Source organism: Actinoplanes teichomyceticus ATCC 31121 (genome assembly GCF_003711105.1).
GTDB classification, from domain to species: Bacteria; Actinomycetota; Actinomycetes; order Mycobacteriales; family Micromonosporaceae; genus Actinoplanes; species Actinoplanes teichomyceticus.
Window position 1 is genome coordinate 6847170 of record NZ_CP023865.1, and the last position, 20330, is coordinate 6867499.

The following is a 20330-nucleotide window of genomic DNA, read 5'->3' on the forward strand; positions in this document are numbered from 1 at the left end:
AAAACCCTCGAATACGGGGCGGCGCGCGGACCCATCGACCCCCGATGATGGAGGGGTAGCCGGACCCGTACGCCGAGCGATGTGACCGACGAGCCGCGTCGACGATCGGAGCACCGCATGCGCAAAGAGGTGGTCGCGCCGCCTCCGGACAGGTTCGCGCCGCTGCGCGCCCGGATCCCCCGGCCCCGGCGCCCGCCCGAGGAGCCGGGCGCGGCCGAACGGAACCGGCCCCGGATCATGCGGGCCGCCCTCAGCCTCACCGGCGCCGGGCTGGCCGCCGCCTTCTACTGCCTCGCCTTCACCCCCTCGCTGCTGCCGCGTACCGGGATCCTGCAGGGCGTGGTCGCCGGGATCACCGCCGCGATGGGGTACGCCCTGGGCACCGCGATCGGCGCGCTGATCCGCATCGGGGTCCGCTTCTCGCCCCGGGCCGTCCGGATCTGGTGGCGGGTCCTCGGCGTGCTGCTGCCCCCGATGATCGCCACCTGCCTGTGGCTGGGCACGCGCTGGCAGCGGGAGCTGCGGCTGCGGCTGGGCATGACGCCCGCCCAGGAGTACGACACCGTCCGTACCGTCGGGGCCAGCCTGCTCACCTTCGCGGCGATCCTGCTGATCGCGCGCGCCCTGCGACTCGCGACGCACGGCTGCGCCCAGGTGTTCCGGCTGGTCGTGCCGGACCGGGCGGCATACTGCGCGGGCACCGTGGTGGTCGCCGTGCTCAGCTACACCGCGTTCGACGGCCTGCTCGTCGCGCACCTGTTCGCGGTCGCCGACCGGTCGGCCGCCGTGATCAACAGCGGGACCGGGAACGGCGTCCGGGTGCCGGCCTCCCCACTGCGCTCCGGCGGCCCGCAGTCGCTGGTCGGCTGGGACACGCTGGGCCGGCAGGGGCGGGCCTTCGTGGCGAGCGCCCCGTCGGTGGAGCAGCTGTCCGGGTTCGCCGGCCACCCGGCCGCCGAGCCGATCCGGCTGTACGCCGGGCTGGCCTCCGCGGACACCATGCGGGAACGGGCCGACCTGGTGGTCCGCGAGATGGACCGGACCGGCGCGTTCGGGCGCCGGGTGGTGGCGGTGTTCACCCCGACCGGCACCGGGTGGGTGGACAACCGGGTGACCCAGTCGCTGGAGTACATGTACGCCGGGGACACCGCCCTGGTCTCCATGCAGTACTCGTACCTGCCCAGCTGGATCGCCTTCCTCGGGGACCGCTCCGAGGTGGTGGACGCGGCGTCCGCGCTGATCACCGCGGTGCGGCAGCGCTGGGCGGCGCTGCCGGACGGCCACCGGCCCAAGCTGTTGCTGTTCGGCGAGAGTCTGGGAACGTACGGGATGGAGGCCACCTTCGGCACCGCCGGCGACCTGGTCGCCGGGGCGGACGGGGTGCTGATGGAGGGGCCGACCTTCGCCAACCCGATCCACCAGCGGCTCACCCGCGACCGGGCGGCCGGGTCGCCGGTCTGGGACCCGTTGTATCCCGGCCTGCCGATCGCGTTCGCCGACCGGGCGGCGGAGCTGCGCGACCGTCCCGGCGCCCAGCCCCGCGTGGTCTACCTGCAGAACTCGTCGGACCCGATCGTCTGGTGGAACTGGGACCTGCTGTGGAAACGGCCACCGTGGCTGCGCGGGGAGCGCGGGCCGGACGTGATGCCGGCCATGCGCTGGTTCCCGTGGGTCACGTTCTGGCAGACCACCTGCGACCTGGTCTTCGCGAACAAGGCGCCGACCGGGCACGGCCACGTCTACAAGTCGGCGACGGTGGACGGGTGGGCGGCGGTGGCGCCGCCGCCCGGCTGGACGGTGCGGGACACCGTCCGGCTGCGCGAGAAACTCGGCAACTGAGGTCGATGACCTTCATGCCGACCAGAACCCCGGCGGGAACCTTCGCCGCGGTCGTGCCCCTGCCGGGAGCGTTTCGCCGCGGTCCGCGACCGTGACCGTGTCCTTTGCTGCGGCCGTAACCCTGTGCCCGCGGCCGTCGGCGCGACCCCCGCGGTCTCTGCCGCGACCGTAACCCCGCCTGCGACCTCCGCTTCGGCCGTAACCCCGCCTACGACCTCCGCTTCGGCCGTAACCCCGCCTACGACCTCCGCTTCGGCCGTAACCCCGCCTGCGACCTTCGCCGCGACCCCGCTCGCGGCCCTCGCCGCGACCGCGACCTTGGCCGCGATCGCGATCCCGCCCGCCCACCGCGGTCCCTGGCGGCCACCGCGGCCTCCGGGCGGGAGCCGGCCCTAACGCTGCAGCCAGGGTTGCAGGACGCGGGTGACCCGGGGCAGCACCAGATACGTCATGATCGGCGTCAGGACGAGCGTGCTGATCAGCGTGCGTAACACCAGGTTCAGGCTGGTCAAATGCGGGGCGAGCAGCCAGGCGGAGAGCAGGCTCACCGGGAAGAAGCCGAGCCAGATGGTGACCGCCTGCTTCCAGCGGCGCGGGGCCCTCGGCGCCTGGTGGTCGATCTTCAGCTCGCGGGGCGGGTCGAACCAACCCTCGATGCCGGTACGCCTCTCCACCCGGGTGTGCTCGACGAAGCCCTGGGCCGAGGAGAGCCACCACTGCCGCTGCGGCGACTCCTCCCAGGCGTGCAGCGCGGCGGCGTCGGCGAAGCGGTAGAGCATGTGCCACTCGGCCGAGCCGGGCTCCGGGCGCACCCAGCCGGTGCCGAGGAAACCCGGGAAGGTCTCGGCGAGCGAGGCGCCGGCCCGGACCCAGGCGGCCATCTCCGCGGTACGCGAGGGATCGGCCCGCCGGGTGATGGCGACGGTCACGGCGAGCTGCGGCGGGGATTCCATGTCCCACATTGTGGTAAGTCGTTGTTTCGGCCGCGTGGCATCTCGCCGATCAGTGCCGTGCCACACACCCGGCGAGCCGGGTAAGTTCTGCGAGCATGACGATCAAACGAAGGTTGTCGATAGCTGTGCTCGCCGTCACGACGCTCGTCGCCACCAGCGGCTTCACCAACGGATCACCCCAGCCGTCCTGGCGGCCCGCGGACACCGGCACCACCGCGCGCTTCCGCGGCCTGGCCCCGGTCAGCGCGTCGGTGGCCTGGGTCGCCGGCAGCGCCGGAACCGTCCTGCGCACCGTCGACGGCGGCCGCACCTGGTCCTCGGTCGGCCCGCCGGACGCCGCTGAGCTGCAGTTCCGCGACATCGATGCGTTCGACGCGCGGCACGCGGTCGCGCTCACCATCGGCTCCGGCGCGGAATCCCGGATCTACACCACCGCCGACGGCGGGCGCAGCTGGACCCGCGCCTTCCAGAACGAGGACGCCGCCGCCTTCTACGACTGCATGACCTTCCTCGACCGGCGGCACGGCCTGGCGCTGTCCGACCCGGTCGACGGCCGGTTCCGGATCCTCGCCACGCGCGACGGCGGCCGCTCCTGGTCGGTGCTGCCGGACGCCGGGATGCCGCCCGCCCTGGATGGCGAGTTCGCCTTCGCCGCCAGCGGCACCTGCCTCACCGCCGCCGGCGGCCAGGCGTTCTTCGCCACCGGCGGCGCGGCGACCGCCCGAGTCTTCAGCTCCCGCGACCTGGGCCGCACCTGGCGGGTCACCGACACCGCCGTGCCGAGCGGCCCCAGCGCCGGAATCTACGGTCTCGACTTCCGCGACCCCCGCCACGGCCTCGCGGTCGGCGGCGACTACACCGTCCCCGCCGCGGCCCCGGCCGGCGCCGCCGTCACCCGCGACGGCCGCACCTGGTCGGTCGCGACCACCCCGCCCGGCGAGTACCGTTCCGGCGTCGCCTGGGCGTCCCACCGCAGCGCCATCGCGGTCGGCCCCACCGGCAGCGACCTGTCCACCGACGGCGGAACCACCTGGCACCGGTTCGACACCGGAAGCTTCGACGCGGTGGCCTGCGCCGCCCACGCCTGCTGGGCCTCCGGCGAACAGGGCCGCGTAGCCCGCCTCAGCTGGCACCACTGACCACCCAGCGCCGGCGTACGGGATCGAGCGGCAGGCCCCGTACGCCGGCCCGGGTCCGGCGAGCCGCAAGGGCACGCCAACCGAAGCCACATCGCTTCCCCCACCACACACACCAACGCGCCTTCCCTCCGCACCGACGAGTCTTCCTCCGACACCGAGGCTCCTTCCCCCACACCGACGCGCTGCCCCTCCGCACCGACGCGCCTTCCTCCCCACACCGACGCGCCTTCCCCCACACCGACGCGTCCTCCTCCCCACACCGACGCGCCTTCCCCACACCGACGCGTCCTCCTCCCGACACCGACGCGCCTTCCCCCCACACCGACGCGTCCTCCTCCCCACACCGACGCCCGGAACCGCGCGGGCCAGATGAGAGCCGCACGATCAACGCGACCAACGGTCAGGAAGGCGACAGGACGGATGCCCGGCGCCCGCGCCCGACCTGGCCGCAGCCCCGGAGCACGGAAACAAGCGCCCCTTCGCACCACATCCGTTCGACGACTGCCCGACTTCGGCAAATCACGCACCCGATCCGCATCGCCGACCGGACGACAGGTAACCCGGAAGACACCGGGAACCGGCGAGAAAAATGCCACCCGGAAATACTCAAGAATCCCGTTTTTCATGACCTCGACCACCGCCCGGTGACCACCACGGACCCGGCCGAATCCAATATCGCTCAGTGTCACCCGGGCCACCATTCCACAGCGACCCACCCTATTCGGGAAAACCCCTCCCCCAGCCCAGCCGCCAGCCACCGGCACACCAGAGACCGGGCACGGCTCCACCAATGGAACCGCAACACCCGCCACCGCCGGCCGAGCATGTGGCCGGAAAGGTCGCGGCGCGCGCCGCCGACCGTGGGCCGCCGCTGGCGAAGCCGACGCCGGACCGGAAGTCACCGGATCCGCGCCCGGCTGCGGGGCCGGCGAGAAGACCGAGTCCGCTGATCTCGAGGCGGGATCCGCCGGCTGCGAAACTGAACCCGCCTGACGCGAGACAGAAACCGGATCCACCGCCAGCACGGCCGGACGTGCTCCGGGCGAAGCCCGGGTCATCGGACGGGTAGGGCCACCCCTGCCGACAGGCCCGATCAGCGACGCAGCGCCACCGCGCCCCAACCTTTGAGACGCAGCCAGCGGCCCGGCACCACCGCGCGTCAACCTCTCAACCGGCACAGCCGGCGACCCGGCACCACGACCCGACTTCTGAACAACAGCCCCACCCAACGACCCGGCACCACCACGCCGCAACTTCTCGGCATGCCGGCGCCGCAACCCCCAGAAACGCCGCCGCTCATGCTCACGACGAAACTCGTCACGAGCGGGCGAGTAATGGCGCGAGCCGGTCCGATCCCGCATTCCCGCGATTTGCGCCCTGCTGAACAGCGACAACTGCCCCATGCCCTTATTATCGCGACCCCAGCCCGCCCCAAGTCAGTATTTGATCATGCCAATACTAATTTCTCGGATCGCGTCGCTCTCCAGATGTTCCGGGACGGCGGAAATGTCAGAGAAAGGTGACAATGACGAACCGGACTGATGGGCTCGTCGCCTTGCGAGTCCCGGACGACTCTGGTAGCGGGTCTGCCGCGATCCGGCCGCGGCCGGCCCAGGAAATGACAATGCTCCGGCGGGCGCCACGGGCATCACGCCGGCGAGAGCCACGGGCATCACGCAGGCGAGAGCCACGGGCATCACACCGGCGAGAGCCATCGAGCCGGAGCACCAAGCGGCGCGCATCTCCTCACGAGAGCACCTGCCTCCGCCCCGGAGGTCCACCCCGAAACATGCAGAAATGGCGCAGAAGTACGGCCCGGTGAACCGGTGCCCTCGGCCCGGCCCACGGTCCGCCCACCGAACCCAACCCGACCCGGCCCGGCCCGGCCCGGCCCGGCAACCGACCCGACCCGGCCCGGCAACCAACGCGACCGGCCCGGCCAGCCCACCGACCCGATCCGGCCACCGGCCTCACCTGGCCGGGCACGGCCTGGCCCGGCTTGACCTGGCCTAACCTGGCTGGCCTGGCCTACGGCTATGCCACCCGAATGGCGCGGTGGCTCGCGCGGCAAACCTGCCTGGCCTGACCTAGCTGGCCTGACCCTGGCCTGACCCTGGCCTGACCCTGGCCTAACCTGGCCTGGCCTAACCTGGCCTGGCCTGGCCACCGATCGGGCCCGGCATCGCCACCGATCGCAACGACCCACACCCCACTCTGCCCTGCCACAGTCCCCTTCCGCGCACACCCCCACCGACGGCCGGGCACCCATGGCCGGTGGTGACGGGGGCGGGCTCTTGCGGAGCAGGTCGAGGCCCGTGCAGCGGCGGCCTTCGACCCAATCGCCGGTTAGCTCGGCGAGGGCGCGCCGACGGGGCGGATGATCGCGGACCGGTTCGGGGAAGGTCCCGGCGACGTCGCCGCGGCGGCGGGCCAGCCCTTCAACAGGCCGGACGTTCCGACAGGTCAGGCCTCCAACAGGCCGGGCTCCAACGGGCCAGGCCTTCAGACAGGCCGGGCTCCAACAGGCCAGGCCTTCAGACAGATCAACCCTTTCAGACGGACCAGGCCTTCAGACAAGCCAGGCGTTCAGACGGACCAGGCCTTCAGACGAGCCTGCCCCTCAGACAGACCGACCCCTCAGACAGACCGACCCCTCAGACAGACCAGCCCCTCAGACGAGCCAGGCGTTCAGACGGACCAGGCCCCTCAAACAGACCGGGCCTTCGGACAGACCGGGGCTTCAGACGGGTCAGGCGTTCAGGTAGGTCAGGACGGCCAGGACTCGGCGGTTGTCGTCGTCGGACGGGGGCAGACCGAGCTTGGTGAAGATGCTGTTGATGTGCTTGCTGACCGCCTTCTCGCCGATGAAGAGCTTGCCGGCGATCGCCCCGTTGGAGCGCCCCTCGGCCATCTGCGCGAGAACTTCCTGCTCACGGGCGGTCAGCGCGGAGAGCGGGGACTGGCGGCGCGCCAAAAGCTGATAGACCACCTCGGGGTCCATCGCGGTGCCGCCGGAGGCGACCCGCCGGACCGCGTCGACGAACTGGGCGACGTGCGAGACGCGGTCCTTGAGCAGATAGCCGACCCCGCCGGTGCGGTCGGACAGCAGCTCGCGAGCGTACAGCGGTTCGACGTGCTGGCTGAGGACGAGCACCGGCATGCCGGGGACCTCGGCGCGTGCGGCGATCACGGCCTGCAGGCCCTCGTCGGTGAAGGTCGGCGGCAGCCGGACGTCGACCACGGCCACGTCCGGGCGATGCTCGACCAGGGCCGGAAGCAGCGACGGTCCGTTGTCGACGGCCATCACCACTTCGCACCCGTGCGCGGTCAGCAGGCGGGTCAGGCCGTCCCGGAGGAGGGCATGATCTTCGGCGAGGACGACGCGCAAGGCAACTCCATGGTCACGATGGTCGGTCCGCCCGGCGGGCTGGACAGGCTCATCGTGCCATCGAAAGCGGCGAGACGGCGTTCGATACCGCGCAGGCCGGTGCCGCCGGCCGGGTCGGCGCCGCCCAGGCCGTCGTCGCAGACCCGCATGACCAGCGCCGACCCGGTGTGCCGGAGCTCGACCGCGGCGTTGCGGGCGAAACTGTGCCGGGTGGTGTTGGCCAGCGCTTCGGCGACCGCGAAGTACGCCGCGGACTCGACCGGGGTGTCGAGGCGGCCGGGCAGCGCGGTCTGCACGGCGGTCGGGATCGGCAGCGCCATGGCCAGCGCCCGGACCGCGCCGTCCAGGCCGCGCTCGGCGAGCACCGGCGGGTGGATGCCGCGGACCAGGTGGCGCAGGTCGGCCAGCGCGGCCGTGCTGGTCTCCCGGGCCTCGGCGAGCAGTTTGCGGGCGCCGGCCGGGTCGGCCTCCACCATCTCCTCGGCCAGGCCGATGGTCATGCCCAGCGACACCAGCCGGACCTGGGCGCCGTCGTGCAGGTCGCGCTCGATCCGGCGCAGCTCGGCGGCCTGCGCGTCGACCGTGTCGGCCCGGGTGACGGTCAGCTGGCTGACCCGCAGGCGCAGCTCGGCGTTGCGGGTGGGACCGAGGAGCAGGCGGGCGGAACGGGCGTCGAACCGGCGCAGGTGTGGCGCGACGGCCACCCCGACGGCGAGGATCAGGGCGCCCTGGGGCAGCGACAGGAACGCGTCGCCGACGGTCTCGAACGGCCAGATCGCGCCGTAGCCGTACCACCCGGTGCCGAGCCAGATCCACAGTGGCACGAGCAGGACGCCCTCCAGGCCGTAGGCCGGAACGGCGAGGGTGAGCGCGCCGAGCACGATGCCGGCCGCCGCGCCGGGCACGAGCCAGGCGAGGTCACGCCAGGTGGCCGGGTCGGTCATGATCCATTTGTAGTACCGCCAGCCGCCGGGGACGGCGCGCTCGGGGGCCGGGCGGTAGGGCCGGGCGATCGGCACGCCGGAGTGCCCGGCGATTTTGCGGGCCAGGTCGGCACGTGCCCGGATCAGGAGGGTGACCAGCGGAAACAGCAACATGCCCAGGACCGGCACCAGGCTCAGCGCCAGCGCCGCCACGGCGAGCGCGAACAGCGGGAGGTTCAGCGCCGCCAGCGGGATGGCGAGCAGCCCGCCCAGCACGGCCCGGAGTCCGTCGCGTATCCAGTCACGCGAATTCATGCCCCCATCCTGCTCGCCCCACGCTCGCCTGTCGGTAGTGCCAGCACTACCCCACGGCGGGGGTGTACCCGTCCCCCGGTCCGTGGGTCAGCACTGCTGACCGGCGCGCCTGCCGGCGGTTGGCTGAGCCCATGACGACGACGACGGAGCGGCCGCGCGCCGCCGGAAGTGATTTCGCGGAGCTGAGCCGGCGGGTCAACGCCGCCGGCCTGATGCGTCGGCGGCCCGGCTACTACACCGTGCGGCTGAGCCTGACCGCGCTCGCCCTGATCGGCGGCTGGACGGCGTTCGTGCTGGTCGGCGCGTCCTGGTGGACGCTGGCCGTGGCGGTCCTGCTGGCCGCGGTGAACGCGCAGGTCGCGCTGGTCGCGCACGATCTCGCGCACCGCCAGGTGTTCCGCACCAACCGGCCCAGCGCCCGGGCCGGCCTGATCGCCGGCAACCTGGCGATCGGGATGTCCTACGGGTACTGGATGGACAAGCACACCAGGCACCACGCCAACCCGAACCACGACGACCTCGATCCGGACGTCGGGCCGGGCGTGCTGGTCTGGTCCCGGGCGGCGGCCCGCGGCCGCGGGTTCCTGACCAGGTACCAGGCCTGGTTCTTCTTCCCGCTGCTCACCCTGCTCGCGATCTCGCTGAGGCGGGACAGCGTCCGGGCGCTGCGCGCCGGCGTGGTGAAGCGGCCGGGTCCGGAGTGGACGCTGCTCGGCGTGCACCTGGCCGGTTACGCCGCGGCCCTGCTGCTGGTGCTCACCCCCGGGCAGGCGCTGGCCTTCCTGGTGGCGCACCAGGCGCTGTTCGGGGTCTACCTGGGGTTGACGTTCGCCCCCAACCACAAGGGCATGCCGCACCCGGGCGGGACCGAGGACTTCCTCCGCAAGCAGGTGCTGACCTCGCGCAACGTGCGCGGCGGGCGGTTCGTGGACGCGGCGCTGGGCGGGCTGAACTACCAGATCGAGCACCACCTGTTCCCGGCGATGCCGACGCCCAACCTGCGCCGGGCCCAGCCGATCGTGCGCGACTACTGCGCGGAGATCGGGGTGCCCTACGAGATGACCGGGTTGCTCGATTCGTACCGGCAGGCGCTTCGCCACCTGCACCGGGTGGGCGCGGACCTGCGGGCGCGGTGACGGTCCGGGCGGTCCAGGGCGCGCTGTCGCGCGCCCTGCAACCACGGACCCGGATCCCTCGGGTACGGCCTCAGCCGATACCGATGTTGTTGTGCGCGCTCACCGGAGCGAACCTGCGGTTGCCCAGCCAGACCGCGTCGTAGCCGTTGACCAGCAGGTTCGCCAGCGAGACGGGCGGCGGCACCGGCCCGTTCTTGCACTCGGCCCAGCCACCGAAGTCGGTGGTCGCCTCACAGAGCGGGAAGCGCTCACCGGTGGTGGTGAACTGGATCGGCAGGCCGGCCACCGGGTGGCCGTCCCAGGTGGTGAAGTGGGCCCGCAGACCGAGGGTCTCGCGGGCGATGACGTCGAGCGTGCCGTAGTAGGCCGTCGCGTTCATCCGGATGGGGGCGGGTCCAGGTTCGGACGGGGCCGCTTGGGCGGGGCTGCCGGCGGCGATGCCGGCCAGCGCCACGGCTGCGGCGAGCCATCGCATGGTCGTGTGCTTCATGGGGCACAAAAGTAGGCGAACCGTGCTTTTTTCCCAAACCGACACGCTTACGGGTGACCCGCATCCGCCTCCACCTGCGCCGGTACAACGCGCCGACCGCCCGTCCGCGACACCCGGGTCAGCCGTTGGAGTGACAGAAAAAAAATGATCAGATCCTTTTTCCGGTCGTGCACTATCTTTGCAGCAGATGCCGCGTTAGGTGACGTGGAAACGCCGTCGGCCTTCCGTGGCAAAGCTCCGGCATACGCTAGCCTTCAGCCTCAAAGCGCATATGCCGACGCTCCGCCATCGGCGTGTTCCGCGCTATTCTGGCCGCTCTCCGGGCGGACCTTCGAGCACGCGAGCATGGGGAACATCATTGGACATTGCCATCGTCGGCCTATCCTGCCGTTTTCCGGGGGCGCGCGACGTGGTCGAGTTCTGGTCGAACTCGCTGGCCGCCGCCCATCAATTCCGCCCCGTACCGTCGGCGCGCTGGAATCACGAGACATTCTATTCCACGAATTTCCGCGACACCCATTCCACGTACACCGACCGGGTGGCCTTTCTCGACGAGGTCGAGAGGTTCGCCGCCCTGCACCACCGCATCCCGCCGCGGCGTGCCAAGGCCATGGACCCGCAGCACCGGCTCCTGGTCGACCTGGCCCGTGAGGCGGTCCAGGACGCGGGCTGGGAGCGGCGGCCGTTCGACCGCGCCACCACCGGCGTGTTCGTCGGGCTCAGCACCGCCGACTACAAGGACATGACCGGGGCCCGGCTGACCGCGAGCATGCTGGCCGACGGATCGCTGTCGCCGAACGCCGACGACCCGGAGCTGCTGGCCGCGCTGGCCCGGGCGGCCGCCGTGGCGATCGACCCGCCGCAGTCGTTCTCGATGGCCGGCTCGCTGCTCAACATGGCTCCGTGCACGGTCAGCGAGTTGCTGGACCTGGGCGGCCCGTCGTTCGCCGTCGACGCCGCCTGCTCCTCGGCGCTGGTGGCCATGCACGAGGCGGTCAACCACCTGCGCACCGGGTCGTGCAGCGCGGCCCTGGTCGGCGGGGTGTTCCTCAACCTGACCCCGAACGCGCTGGTCGGCTTCTCCCGGGTGGGCGCGCTGTCGCCGGCCGGGGTGTGCCGGCCGTTCGACGCGCGGGCCGACGGCTTCGTGCTCGGCGAGGGCGGCGCGCTCGCCGTGCTGCGGCCGCTGGACGACGCCCTGGAGGCCGGCGACCGGATCTACGCGGTGCTCAACGGCATCGGCACGGCCAACGACGGCAAGGGCGCCGGCCCGATGACCCCGCGCGCGGAGGGCCAGGAGGCCGCGATGCGCGCCGCCTACCGGGACGCGCGGCTGGAGCCGGGCGCCATCGACTTCCTGGAGGCGCACGGCACCGGGACCACGGTCGGCGACCGGGTGGAGGTCGAGGCGATCCGCCGGCTGCGGGTCAAGTCGGCCGACCGCGGCTGCTACCTCTCCTCGGGCAAGGCGATCATCGGGCACACCCTGCCCGCCGCCGGCGCCGCGGGAGTGCTGCGCACCGCGCTCGCCCTGCACCACCGCGTCGTCCCGCCGCAGCCGGCCCTGGACACGCACCCCGAGCTGCCGCTGGCCGAGGCGGGTCTGGAGATCACCACCGAGCCGCGGGCGTGGCAGCAACCGGTCGGCGACCAGCGACGGGCCGGGGTCAACTCGTTCGGGTTCGGAGGCACCAACGTGCACGCGGTGTTCAGCGAGGCGCCCGCGCCGCGGCTGGACGGCGACGACGCGGACACCGACCGGCCCTGGATGGTGCTGCTGTCGGCGGACAACGGCGAGCTGCTCGCGTCGTACGCGCAGAGGTTGTCCGGTCTGGTGGCCGCCGACCCGGCGCTGACCCCGGCGGCGGTGGCCCGCACCATGGCCACCCGCGCGCTGCTCCCGGCGCGCCTGGCGGTGATGTGCCGGTCCCGGGCCGAGCTGGCCGACCGGCTCGCCACCGCGGCCCGGGAGCTGGCCGCCGGCGCGACCGGCCGGCTGGCCGCCGGCCTGTACGCGAGCACCGCCCCGCTGCCCCCGGAGCAGCGCTCGATGGCCTTCCTCTACCCCGGCCAGGGCTCACTGCGCCCCGGGGTGCTGCGCGATCTGGTGGCCCGTTTCCCGGCGCTGGCCGAGCACGTCCGCCCACTCGCCGACCGGGTGGACGAGCGCACCGGCGCGCCGGTCACCGACCTGCTCTGCGACACCCCGGCCCCGGGCGCCGACGAACAGGTCAGCGCCACCCGGATCTGCCAGCCGGGTCTGGGGGTGGCCGGGATCGGGATGACCCAGCTGCTCGCCGATCTCGGGGTGACCCCGCAGGTGACCCTCGGCCACAGCGTCGGCGAGCTGGCCGCGGCGGTCGCGGCCGGGGCGCTGACCCCGGACGACGGCATCGAGTTCCTGATCGAGCGGGGCGCCGCGGTCACCTCCGGCGAGGAGCCGCCGCCGGGCACGATGGCCGCGGTCCGGATCGACGCGGCCGGGTTCGAGCAGCTGCGCACCGGCATCCAGGGGGTCTGGGCGGGCTGCTACAACCATCCCACCCAGATCGTCGCCAGCGGGCACCGGGACGCGGTGGGCCGGCTGGTGGAGCGCTGCCGGGACCGCGACGTGCCGGTGGTGCCGTTGCGCGTCTCGCACGCCTTCCACTCGCCGCTGATGTCCGAGGTCGACACCCGGGTCGCCGAGCACCTGGCCGGTCTGCCGGTGCGCAAGCCGATCCGGACGCTGATCTCCAGCGTGGACCCGGCGGCCCCGGCCGACCCGGAGACCCTGCGGGCGCTGTGGAGCCGGCAGGGCTCGGCGCCGGTGCTGTTCCGCGACGCGGTGGACGCGGCGGTCCAGGCCGGAGCGAAGATCCTGGTCCAGGTCTCGGCCGGGGACGCGCTGCTGGGCATGGCCGCGCAGACCCCGTCGGCGCGCGGGCTGGACTCCATCGCGCTGATGCCGTCCGAGCCGGACGACGGGTACGCCCTGCTGGAGGGTCTGGGCCGGCTCGCCGTGGCCGGTGTGCCGGTGGACCTGACGCCGCTGTTCGAGGGGCTGGGCGTGCCGCTGGCCACACTGCCGCCGTCGCCGCTGGCCACCCAGCACTACTCGATCCGGCGCACCGAGAAACGGGCCGAACCGGCCCGGTTCATCCGCAAAGACCTGTCCCCCCCGGTACGCGAAGCGCGGCCGGCTCCCGTAACCCGAAACGGAGATCCGAACCCCGTGAACGACGTCATCTCGCTGATGCGGGAGCAACTCGCGGTTCTGCGCGGCATCGGCGCCGAGCCCAGCACGTCACCGCACGTCCCCGCGACCGCCACGCCCCCCGCCCCGGCCGACCCCGCCGGCGAGCCCGCGTCCGCGCCGCCGGTGGTGGCCAGCGCCCCGCCGGCCCCGCCGCTCATCCCGCTGCCGGCCCGCAAGCGCGTCGAGGACCGGCAGGTCTTCACCGAGGTCGCGGCGATGGTCGGCAAGATCAGCGCCTATCCGGCCGACATGGTGCGCCCGGACCAGTCGTTCAGCGGCGACCTGGGCTTCGACTCGATCATGACGGCCGAGCTGATCGCCGCGGCCAAGCGCCGCTGGCCGGAGCTGGACCTGGCGCCCGAGCAGGTGTTCGGCATCGCCACGGTGGGCGAGATGGCCCAGCTGCTGGCGCAGTCGCTGAGCGGCGGCGCCCCGGCGGTGCCGCCGATCCCGGCGCCCGCCCCGGAGCCGGCGCAGGAGATCGTCCCGCGCGCGGAGCAGGCCGGGCGGGCCGACGTACGCCGCCCCGAGGTGGCCGACGTGACCAGGCTGCCCGAGGTGGTCCAGTTCGAGGCGCGGGGCGACATCCTGCAGCGGGTCAAGGTCGACAACCCGTACTACATCGTGCACGACAGCGTGATCAACAGCCGGACCTCGGTGCAGGGCCGCCAGATCATCTCCTTCTCCAGCTACAACTACCTGGGCCTGTCCGGGCACCCAATGGTCAACTACGCGGTGAAGGAGGCGGTGGAGCGGTACGGCTCGTCGGTCTCCGCCGCCCGGATCCTCTCCGGCAACCGCGCCCTGCACGACGAGCTGGACCGGGGCCTGGCCGCCCTGGTCGGCGCCCAGGACGCGATCTCGCTGCTGGGCGGGCACTCGACCAACGTCGGGATCATCGGGCACATGGTCGGGCCGGAGGACCTGATCGTGCACGACGCGCTCGCGCACGACAGCATCCTGCAGGGCTGCCGGCTCTCCGGGGCCAGCCGCCAGCCGTTCCCGCACCAGGACCTGGCCACCCTGGACGCGCTGCTGACCCGCACCCGCGACCGCTACCGGCGCGTGCTGATCATCGTCGAGGGCGTCTACAGCATGGACGGCGACATCTGCGACCTGCCGGCCCTGATCGCGCTGAAGAAGAAGCACGGCGCGCTGCTGATGGTCGACGAGGCGCACAGCATCGGCGTGCTCGGCGCCCGCGGCGGCGGCGTCGGCGAGCACTTCGGCGTGGACCGCACCGACGTCGACATCTGGATGGGCACCCTGTCCAAGTCGCTGGCCAGCTGCGGCGGGTACATCGCCGGCCGGCACGAGCTGATCGAGTACCTGCGGTACACCATGCCGGGCTTCATCTTCAGCGCCGGGATGAGCCCGCCGAACGCGGCCGCCGCGCTGGCCGCCCTGCACATCCTGCGCGAGGAGCCGCAGCGGCTGACCGTGCTGCACGACCGGGCGGCCACCTTCCTGCGGCTGGCCAAGGCGGCCGGGGTGGACGTGGGCACCAGCGCGGGCACCCCGGTGATCCCGTGCATCACCGGCGACTCGGTGCAGGCCCTGAGGCTGGCCGACACGCTGCTCAAGAACGGCGTCAGCGTGAACCCGATCATGTACCCGGCGGTGAAGGAGCGGCTGGCCCGGCTGCGGTTCTTCGTCACCGCGGAGCACACCACCGAGGACATCGAGACGACCGTGGACCTGCTGGCCCGGCACCTCGACCCGGCCCGAGTCCCGCAGCCGGCCTGAGAACGAGCTGCCCGACATGAGCTCTTCGACAACGGTGCGGCCCCGGGCCGGGGACGACCGGCCGGTCGTCCCCGGCCCGGGGCCCGGTCCCGTGGTACGCCTGGTCGCCTACCGGCCCCAGCTGGTGCTGGCCGTCACGCTGCTGCTGGCCGGGCTGGCGCTGATGTTCAGCGGCGACCTGGTCAGCGCGCTGAAGACCGGCGGCTTCGACGATCCGGACTCCGCTTCGGTACGCGGCCGGCAGGTGCTCGCCGAGCACTTCCGCTCCGCCGACCCGAACCTGGTGGTGCTGATCGCCAAGCCCGGCGGCAGCGTGGACGACCCGGACGCCCGCGCCGCCGCCCGGCGGGTCACCCAGCGGCTGGCCGGCGCCGACGGGGTGACGGTGGCCGCGTCGTACTGGGCCGGCCGCCGGCCGCAGCTGGCCAGCCGGACGCACGACACCGGCATGGTGCTGGTGCACGTGGACGGCGACGAGGACCGCAGCGCCGGCCGGGTCGCCGACCTGCACGACGAGCTCGCGGTCGACGAGGGCCCGGTGCGGGTGTCGTTCGGCGGCTTCACCCAGATCAACAACGACATCAACGAGCAGGTCACCGCGGACCTGGCCACCGCCGAGTCGATCGCCATCCCGATCACCCTGGTGCTGTTGCTGCTGGTCTTCGGCACGGTCGGGGCGGCCGGGGCGCCGCTGCTGATCGGCATCTTCTCGATCGTCAGCACGCTCGGCACGCTGCGCCTGCTCGCCGCGCTCACCGAGGTGTCGGTGTTCTCCATCAACATGGCGACGGCGCTGGGACTGGGCCTGGCGGTGGACTACAGCCTGCTGTTCGTCTCCCGGTACCGCGAGGAGCGGGCCGCCGACCCGGACGTCGTCACGGCGCTGGGCAACACCATGCGTACCGCCGGGCGGACCATCCTGTTCAGCGCCGCGACCGTGGCGGTCGCCCTGTGCAGCCTGCTGGTCTTCCCGCAGTACTTCCTGCGCTCCTTCGCCTACGCCGGGATCGCCGTGGTGTCCACCACGGTCGGCGCCGCGCTGCTGGTGCTGCCGGCCCTGCTGGCGATGCTCGGGCACCGGATCGACCGGTGGGCGCTGTGGCGGGTCCGCTCGGACGGCGGCCGGTCGGTCGCCTTCTGGGGGCGGTTCGCGGCGTTCGTGCTGCGCCGCCCGGTGCTCACCGCGGCGCCGGTGATCCTGATCCTGGCGGCCTTGGCGGTCCCGTTCGGTCACGTGCGTTTCGGCGTGGCCGACGACCGGGTGCTGCCGAAGGAGGCCGAGAGCCGGATCGTGGCGGACACCGTGCGCGCCCAGTTCGCCGACACCGGCAGCGGGGCCACCGTGGTCGTCGCCGAGCACTGGGGCACCGGGGCGGACGCCCGGGTCCGGGCCGCCGACTACGCCGCCCGGCTGTCCGGGGTGCCCGGCGTCACCCGGGTGGACAGCATGGCCGGGACCTACCGGCAGGGGCGGCGGGTGGTCGCCGCGCCCCGCGCCGATCCGCGTTTCGTCGCCGCCGACGCGACCTGGTTCTCCGTGCTCAGCGACGTGGAGCCGTTCTCCGGCGAGGGCGCCGACCTGGCCCGGGCGGTGCGCGCGGTGCCGGTGCCGAACCGGGTCCCGGTGCTGGTCACCGGCCCCGCCGCGCAGCTGGTGGACATCACCGGCTCGATCGGCGCCCGGCTGCCGATCGCCGCGGTGCTGATCGCGGTCAGCACGTTCGTGCTGCTCTTCCTGCTCACCGGGAGCGTGCTGCTGCCGGTGAAGGCGCTGCTGCTGAACATGCTGACGATGAGCTCGGTGTTCGGCGTGGCGGTCTGGGTCTTCCAGGACGGGCACCTGTCCACCGTGCTCGGGCAGACCGGGGCGCCGCTGGCGGTGGCCATCCCGGTGCTGCTGTTCTGTGTGGCGTTCGGGCTGTCCATGGACTACGAGGTGTTCGTGCTGTCCCGGGTGATCGAGCGGCACGAGCAGGGCGCCGACCTGCACACCGCGGTGGTCGAGGGGATGTCCCGCAGTGTGCGGGTGATCAGCGCGGCGGCCGGCATCCTGTCGGTGTCGTTCCTGGCCATGCTCTCCTCGGGGGTGTCGCTGATCCAGTTCTTCGGTCTCTGCGCCAGCCTGGCGATCATCCTGGACGCGCTGCTGGTGCGGCCGGTGCTGGTGCCGGCGTTCATGCGGCTGGCCGGCCGGTGGAACTGGTGGGCGCCGCGCCCGCTGCGCGCCGTGCACGCCCGGCTCGGGCTGCGGGAACACGGCTGAGGGCACGGCCGGCCCCGGCGGCGCGTGGACGGTCGCGCGCCGCCGGACGGTTTGTCGGATTCGCACCGATGTCAGTATTCTGTCGAGACCGTCGCCGGCTCGGCTCGCCCGGCGCGTCACCCCGTAGCCGGCGTTACCGGGGCAACCGGCGTCACCCCAGGTAGCCAGTGTCACCCCAGCCAGCGAGCCGGTTGCGCCGGCCGGGTCACATGGCGTTCGCAAAGGAACAAGGTTTAAAGTGCCGCGCGTGAAGGTGACCTTGCAGGAGATCCGGGAGCGCACCTACAAGCCGATCGACGCGTGGTGGACCGTGCTTCTGGTCGACCCGCTGGCGGCCCGGCTGGTGCGCCTCGTGGCCCCCTATCGGTGGATCACGCCGAACGTGCTGACCCTGGTCGCGACGGTCATCGGCGCCGGCGCCATGGTCAGCTTCGCGCAGGGCGACCGGCAGTGGCTGATCGTCGGCGCGCTGCTGTTCCACCTCAGCTTCGTGGTCGACTGCATGGACGGCAAGATCGCCCGGCTGAACGGGACCGGCACCGTCTTCGGCCAGTGGCTGGACTTCGTGCTCGACCGGGTCCGGGTCTTCTTCTGCGCGATCACCCTGTTCGGCGGGCAGTACGCGCAGCACCACGACGTCGCCTACCTCTGGCTGATGGCCGTCGCGATCTTCCTGGACCTGATCCGGTACCTGAACGGCAGCCAGGTCGCCAAGGTCCGCCGCGGCATGACCGACAAGCTCGACTCCCTCAAGCAGCCGCTGGAGCTGCACCCACAGCCGGCACAGGACATGTCCGAGCCGGGGGACGAGGCGGCGGACGAGAGCACCGACCCGCCGGCGGCGCCCCGGCCGAGGTCGCTCAAGAGCCGGGTCGGCGGCTACCTCAAGCGCAACCGGATCCGCACGCACCTGTTCAGCGGCATCGAGTACGAGATGTTCGTCTACATCATCGCGCCGCTGACCGGCCTGATCTTCCCGGTCACCGTCTTCGCCGGGGCGGCCATGCTCGCCTTCGAGTTCCTGCTGATCTACAAGCTGTACCGGGCGGCGAAGGCGTACCCGGCCAAGCTCGCGGCCGCACAGGAACGGTACGACGCGTACCACCAGGGTCCGGCCTCCACCCCGCGCTGATCCGGGCCGGACGCCCCCGGTGGTTTTCCCCAGGGGGCGTTCCGCCGTCCCGGGCCCCGGCGCAGAATGGCGTCATGGTCGAGAACGAGGGTCACATCGCATTCCGGCGCGCACGGGATTTCCTGCTCGACCATCGCGAGGACTATCCGGCGGCGTACGCCGGCTTCGCCTGGCCCCGGCTCGACCACTTCAACTGGGCGCTGGACTGGTTCGACGTGATCGCCGAGGACAACGACGCCCCGGCGCTGTGGATCGTCGAGGAGGACGGCAGCGAGCAGCGGCTCTCGTTCGCGCAGCTGTCGCAGCGTTCCAACCGGGTGGCGAACTGGCTGCGCGAGCAGGGCGTACGCCGAGGCGACCGGATCGTGGTGATGCTCGGCAACCAGGTGGAGCTGTGGGAGACCGTGCTCGCCGGGATCAAGCTGGGCGCCGTGCTGATCCCGGCCACCCCGCTGCTCGGCCCGGCCGACGCCGCCGCCCGGGTGGCCCGGGGCGGCGCCCGGCACGTGATCGCCGCGGCCGCCACGGCCGGCAAGTTCGACCGGGTGGACGCCACGGTCACCCGGATCGCGGCCGGCCCGGTCGAGGGCTGGCTCGACTTCCGCGACGCGTACCGGGCGAGCGACGCGTTCACCCCGGACGGCGTCACCCGGGCCGGCGACACCCTGCTGCTCTACTTCACCTCGGGCACCACGGCGCAGCCGAAACTGGTCGAGCACACGCACGCGTCGTACCCGGTGGGACACCTCTCGACGATGTACTGGATCGGCCTGCGCCCGGGCGACGTGCACCTGAACATCTCGTCGCCGGGCTGGGCGAAACACGCCTGGAGCAACGTCTTCGCCCCGTGGAACGCGCAGGCCTGCGTGTTCATCCACAACTACACCCGGTTCGACGCCGGCCGGCTGATGGCCGAGATGCAGCGCTGCGGGGTGACCAGCTTCTGCGCGCCGCCGACCGTGTGGCGGATGCTGATCCAGGCCGACCTGACCGAGCTGAAGACGCCGCCGCGGATCGCGGTGGGCGCCGGTGAGCCGCTCAACCCGGAGGTGATCGAGCAGGTCGCGGCGCAGTGGGGGGTGACCGTCCGGGACGGGTTCGGGCAGACCGAGACGTCCGTGCAGATCGCCAACCCGCCCGGTCAGCCGGTCAAGCCGGGCTCGATGGGGCGGCCGGCGCCGGGGTTCCGGATCGCCCTGATCGACCCGGTGACCGGGGCCGAGGCGGCCGAGGGCGAGATCTGCGTCGCGCTGGAGCCGCGCCCGGTCGGGTTGATGGCCGGCTATCACGGCGACCCCGAGCTGACCGCCGAGCGGATGGCCGGGGGCTACTACCACACCGGGGACGTGGCGTCCCGGGACTCCGACGGCTACATCACCTACGTCGGGCGCACCGACGACGTGTTCAAGGCCTCCGACTACCGGATCTCGCCGTTCGAGCTGGAGAGCGTGCTGATCGAGCACGAGGCGGTGGTGGAGGCCGCGGTGGTCCCGTCCCCCGATCCGGTGCGGCTGGCGGTGCCCAAGGCGTACGTGCTGCTCGCCGACGGCTGGGCGGCGGACGAGAGCACCGCGGCGGCGATCTTCGCGCACGCCCGGCAGCACATGCCGCCGTACGCCCGGATCCGCCGCCTGGAGTTCACCGACCTGCCCAAGACCATCTCCGGCAAGATCCGCCGGGTCGAGCTGCGCGAGGCCGAGCTGGAGAAGCACGCCGACCCGGCCGCCACCCCTCCGGGCGAGTTCATCGGCTGACCCGGCGGCTATCT

Annotated in this window: 11 protein-coding genes; 7 read left to right on the forward strand and 4 right to left on the reverse strand. The window is 72.6% G+C overall.

Annotated elements, in window-relative coordinates:
* The first annotated feature begins 117 nt into the window (after nucleotides 1-117).
* Nucleotides 118-1839, forward strand: coding sequence for an alpha/beta hydrolase (locus ACTEI_RS29985; RefSeq protein WP_122980709.1), 1722 nt, complete (start codon nucleotides 118-120; stop codon nucleotides 1837-1839).
* Nucleotides 1840-2231: 392 nt separating this feature from the next.
* On the opposite strand, the gene ACTEI_RS29990 is transcribed toward ACTEI_RS29985, so the two are convergent.
* A complete protein-coding gene (locus ACTEI_RS29990; RefSeq protein WP_122982497.1) occupies nucleotides 2232-2792 on the reverse strand; it encodes an antibiotic biosynthesis monooxygenase in 561 nt (186 codons plus the stop codon).
* Between the two features lie 95 nt (nucleotides 2793-2887).
* Here ACTEI_RS29990 and ACTEI_RS29995 point away from each other — a divergent pair, with 95 nt between their 5' ends.
* Nucleotides 2888-3931, forward strand: a complete 1044-nt coding sequence (locus ACTEI_RS29995; protein WP_122980710.1) for a WD40/YVTN/BNR-like repeat-containing protein — start codon at nucleotides 2888-2890, stop codon at nucleotides 3929-3931.
* A gap of 2749 nt (nucleotides 3932-6680) precedes the next feature.
* Here ACTEI_RS29995 and ACTEI_RS30000 read toward each other — a convergent pair.
* Both ACTEI_RS30000 and ACTEI_RS30005 read right to left on the reverse strand, forming a co-directional pair.
* Nucleotides 6681-7319 carry a response regulator transcription factor gene (locus ACTEI_RS30000; protein WP_122980711.1) on the reverse strand — a complete coding sequence of 213 codons (639 nt, stop codon included), beginning with the start codon at nucleotides 7317-7319 and terminating at the stop codon, nucleotides 6681-6683.
* Nucleotides 7271-8557 carry a sensor histidine kinase gene (locus tag ACTEI_RS30005; RefSeq protein ID WP_122980712.1) on the reverse strand — a complete coding sequence of 429 codons (1287 nt, stop codon included), beginning with the start codon at nucleotides 8555-8557 and terminating at the stop codon, nucleotides 7271-7273. The genes ACTEI_RS30000 and ACTEI_RS30005 overlap by 49 nt, the downstream gene beginning before the upstream one ends.
* A gap of 131 nt (nucleotides 8558-8688) precedes the next feature.
* Here ACTEI_RS30005 and ACTEI_RS30010 point away from each other — a divergent pair, with 131 nt between their 5' ends.
* Nucleotides 8689-9693 carry a fatty acid desaturase family protein gene (locus ACTEI_RS30010; protein ID WP_122980713.1) on the forward strand — a complete coding sequence of 335 codons (1005 nt, stop codon included), beginning with the start codon at nucleotides 8689-8691 and terminating at the stop codon, nucleotides 9691-9693.
* A 70-nt stretch (nucleotides 9694-9763) separates the two neighbouring features.
* On the opposite strand, the gene ACTEI_RS30015 is transcribed toward ACTEI_RS30010, so the two are convergent.
* Nucleotides 9764-10183, reverse strand: coding sequence for a hypothetical protein (locus ACTEI_RS30015; RefSeq protein WP_122980714.1), 420 nt, complete (start codon nucleotides 10181-10183; stop codon nucleotides 9764-9766).
* A 409-nt stretch (nucleotides 10184-10592) separates the two neighbouring features.
* Between ACTEI_RS30015 and ACTEI_RS30020 the strand changes: the two genes are divergently transcribed.
* From ACTEI_RS30020 to ACTEI_RS30035, 4 genes are all read left to right on the forward strand, one after another.
* Nucleotides 10593-15167, forward strand: a complete 4575-nt coding sequence (locus ACTEI_RS30020; RefSeq protein ID WP_239082087.1) for a type I polyketide synthase — start codon at nucleotides 10593-10595, stop codon at nucleotides 15165-15167.
* A 16-nt stretch (nucleotides 15168-15183) separates the two neighbouring features.
* A complete protein-coding gene (locus ACTEI_RS30025) occupies nucleotides 15184-17430 on the forward strand; it encodes an MMPL family transporter (protein ID WP_122980716.1) in 2247 nt (748 codons plus the stop codon).
* Nucleotides 17431-17677: 247 nt separating this feature from the next.
* Nucleotides 17678-18562, forward strand: a complete 885-nt coding sequence (locus ACTEI_RS30030; protein WP_122980717.1) for a CDP-alcohol phosphatidyltransferase family protein — start codon at nucleotides 17678-17680, stop codon at nucleotides 18560-18562.
* Between the two features lie 74 nt (nucleotides 18563-18636).
* Nucleotides 18637-20316 carry an AMP-binding protein gene (locus ACTEI_RS30035; protein ID WP_122980718.1) on the forward strand — a complete coding sequence of 560 codons (1680 nt, stop codon included), beginning with the start codon at nucleotides 18637-18639 and terminating at the stop codon, nucleotides 20314-20316.
* Nucleotides 20317-20330: the final 14 nt, after the last annotated feature.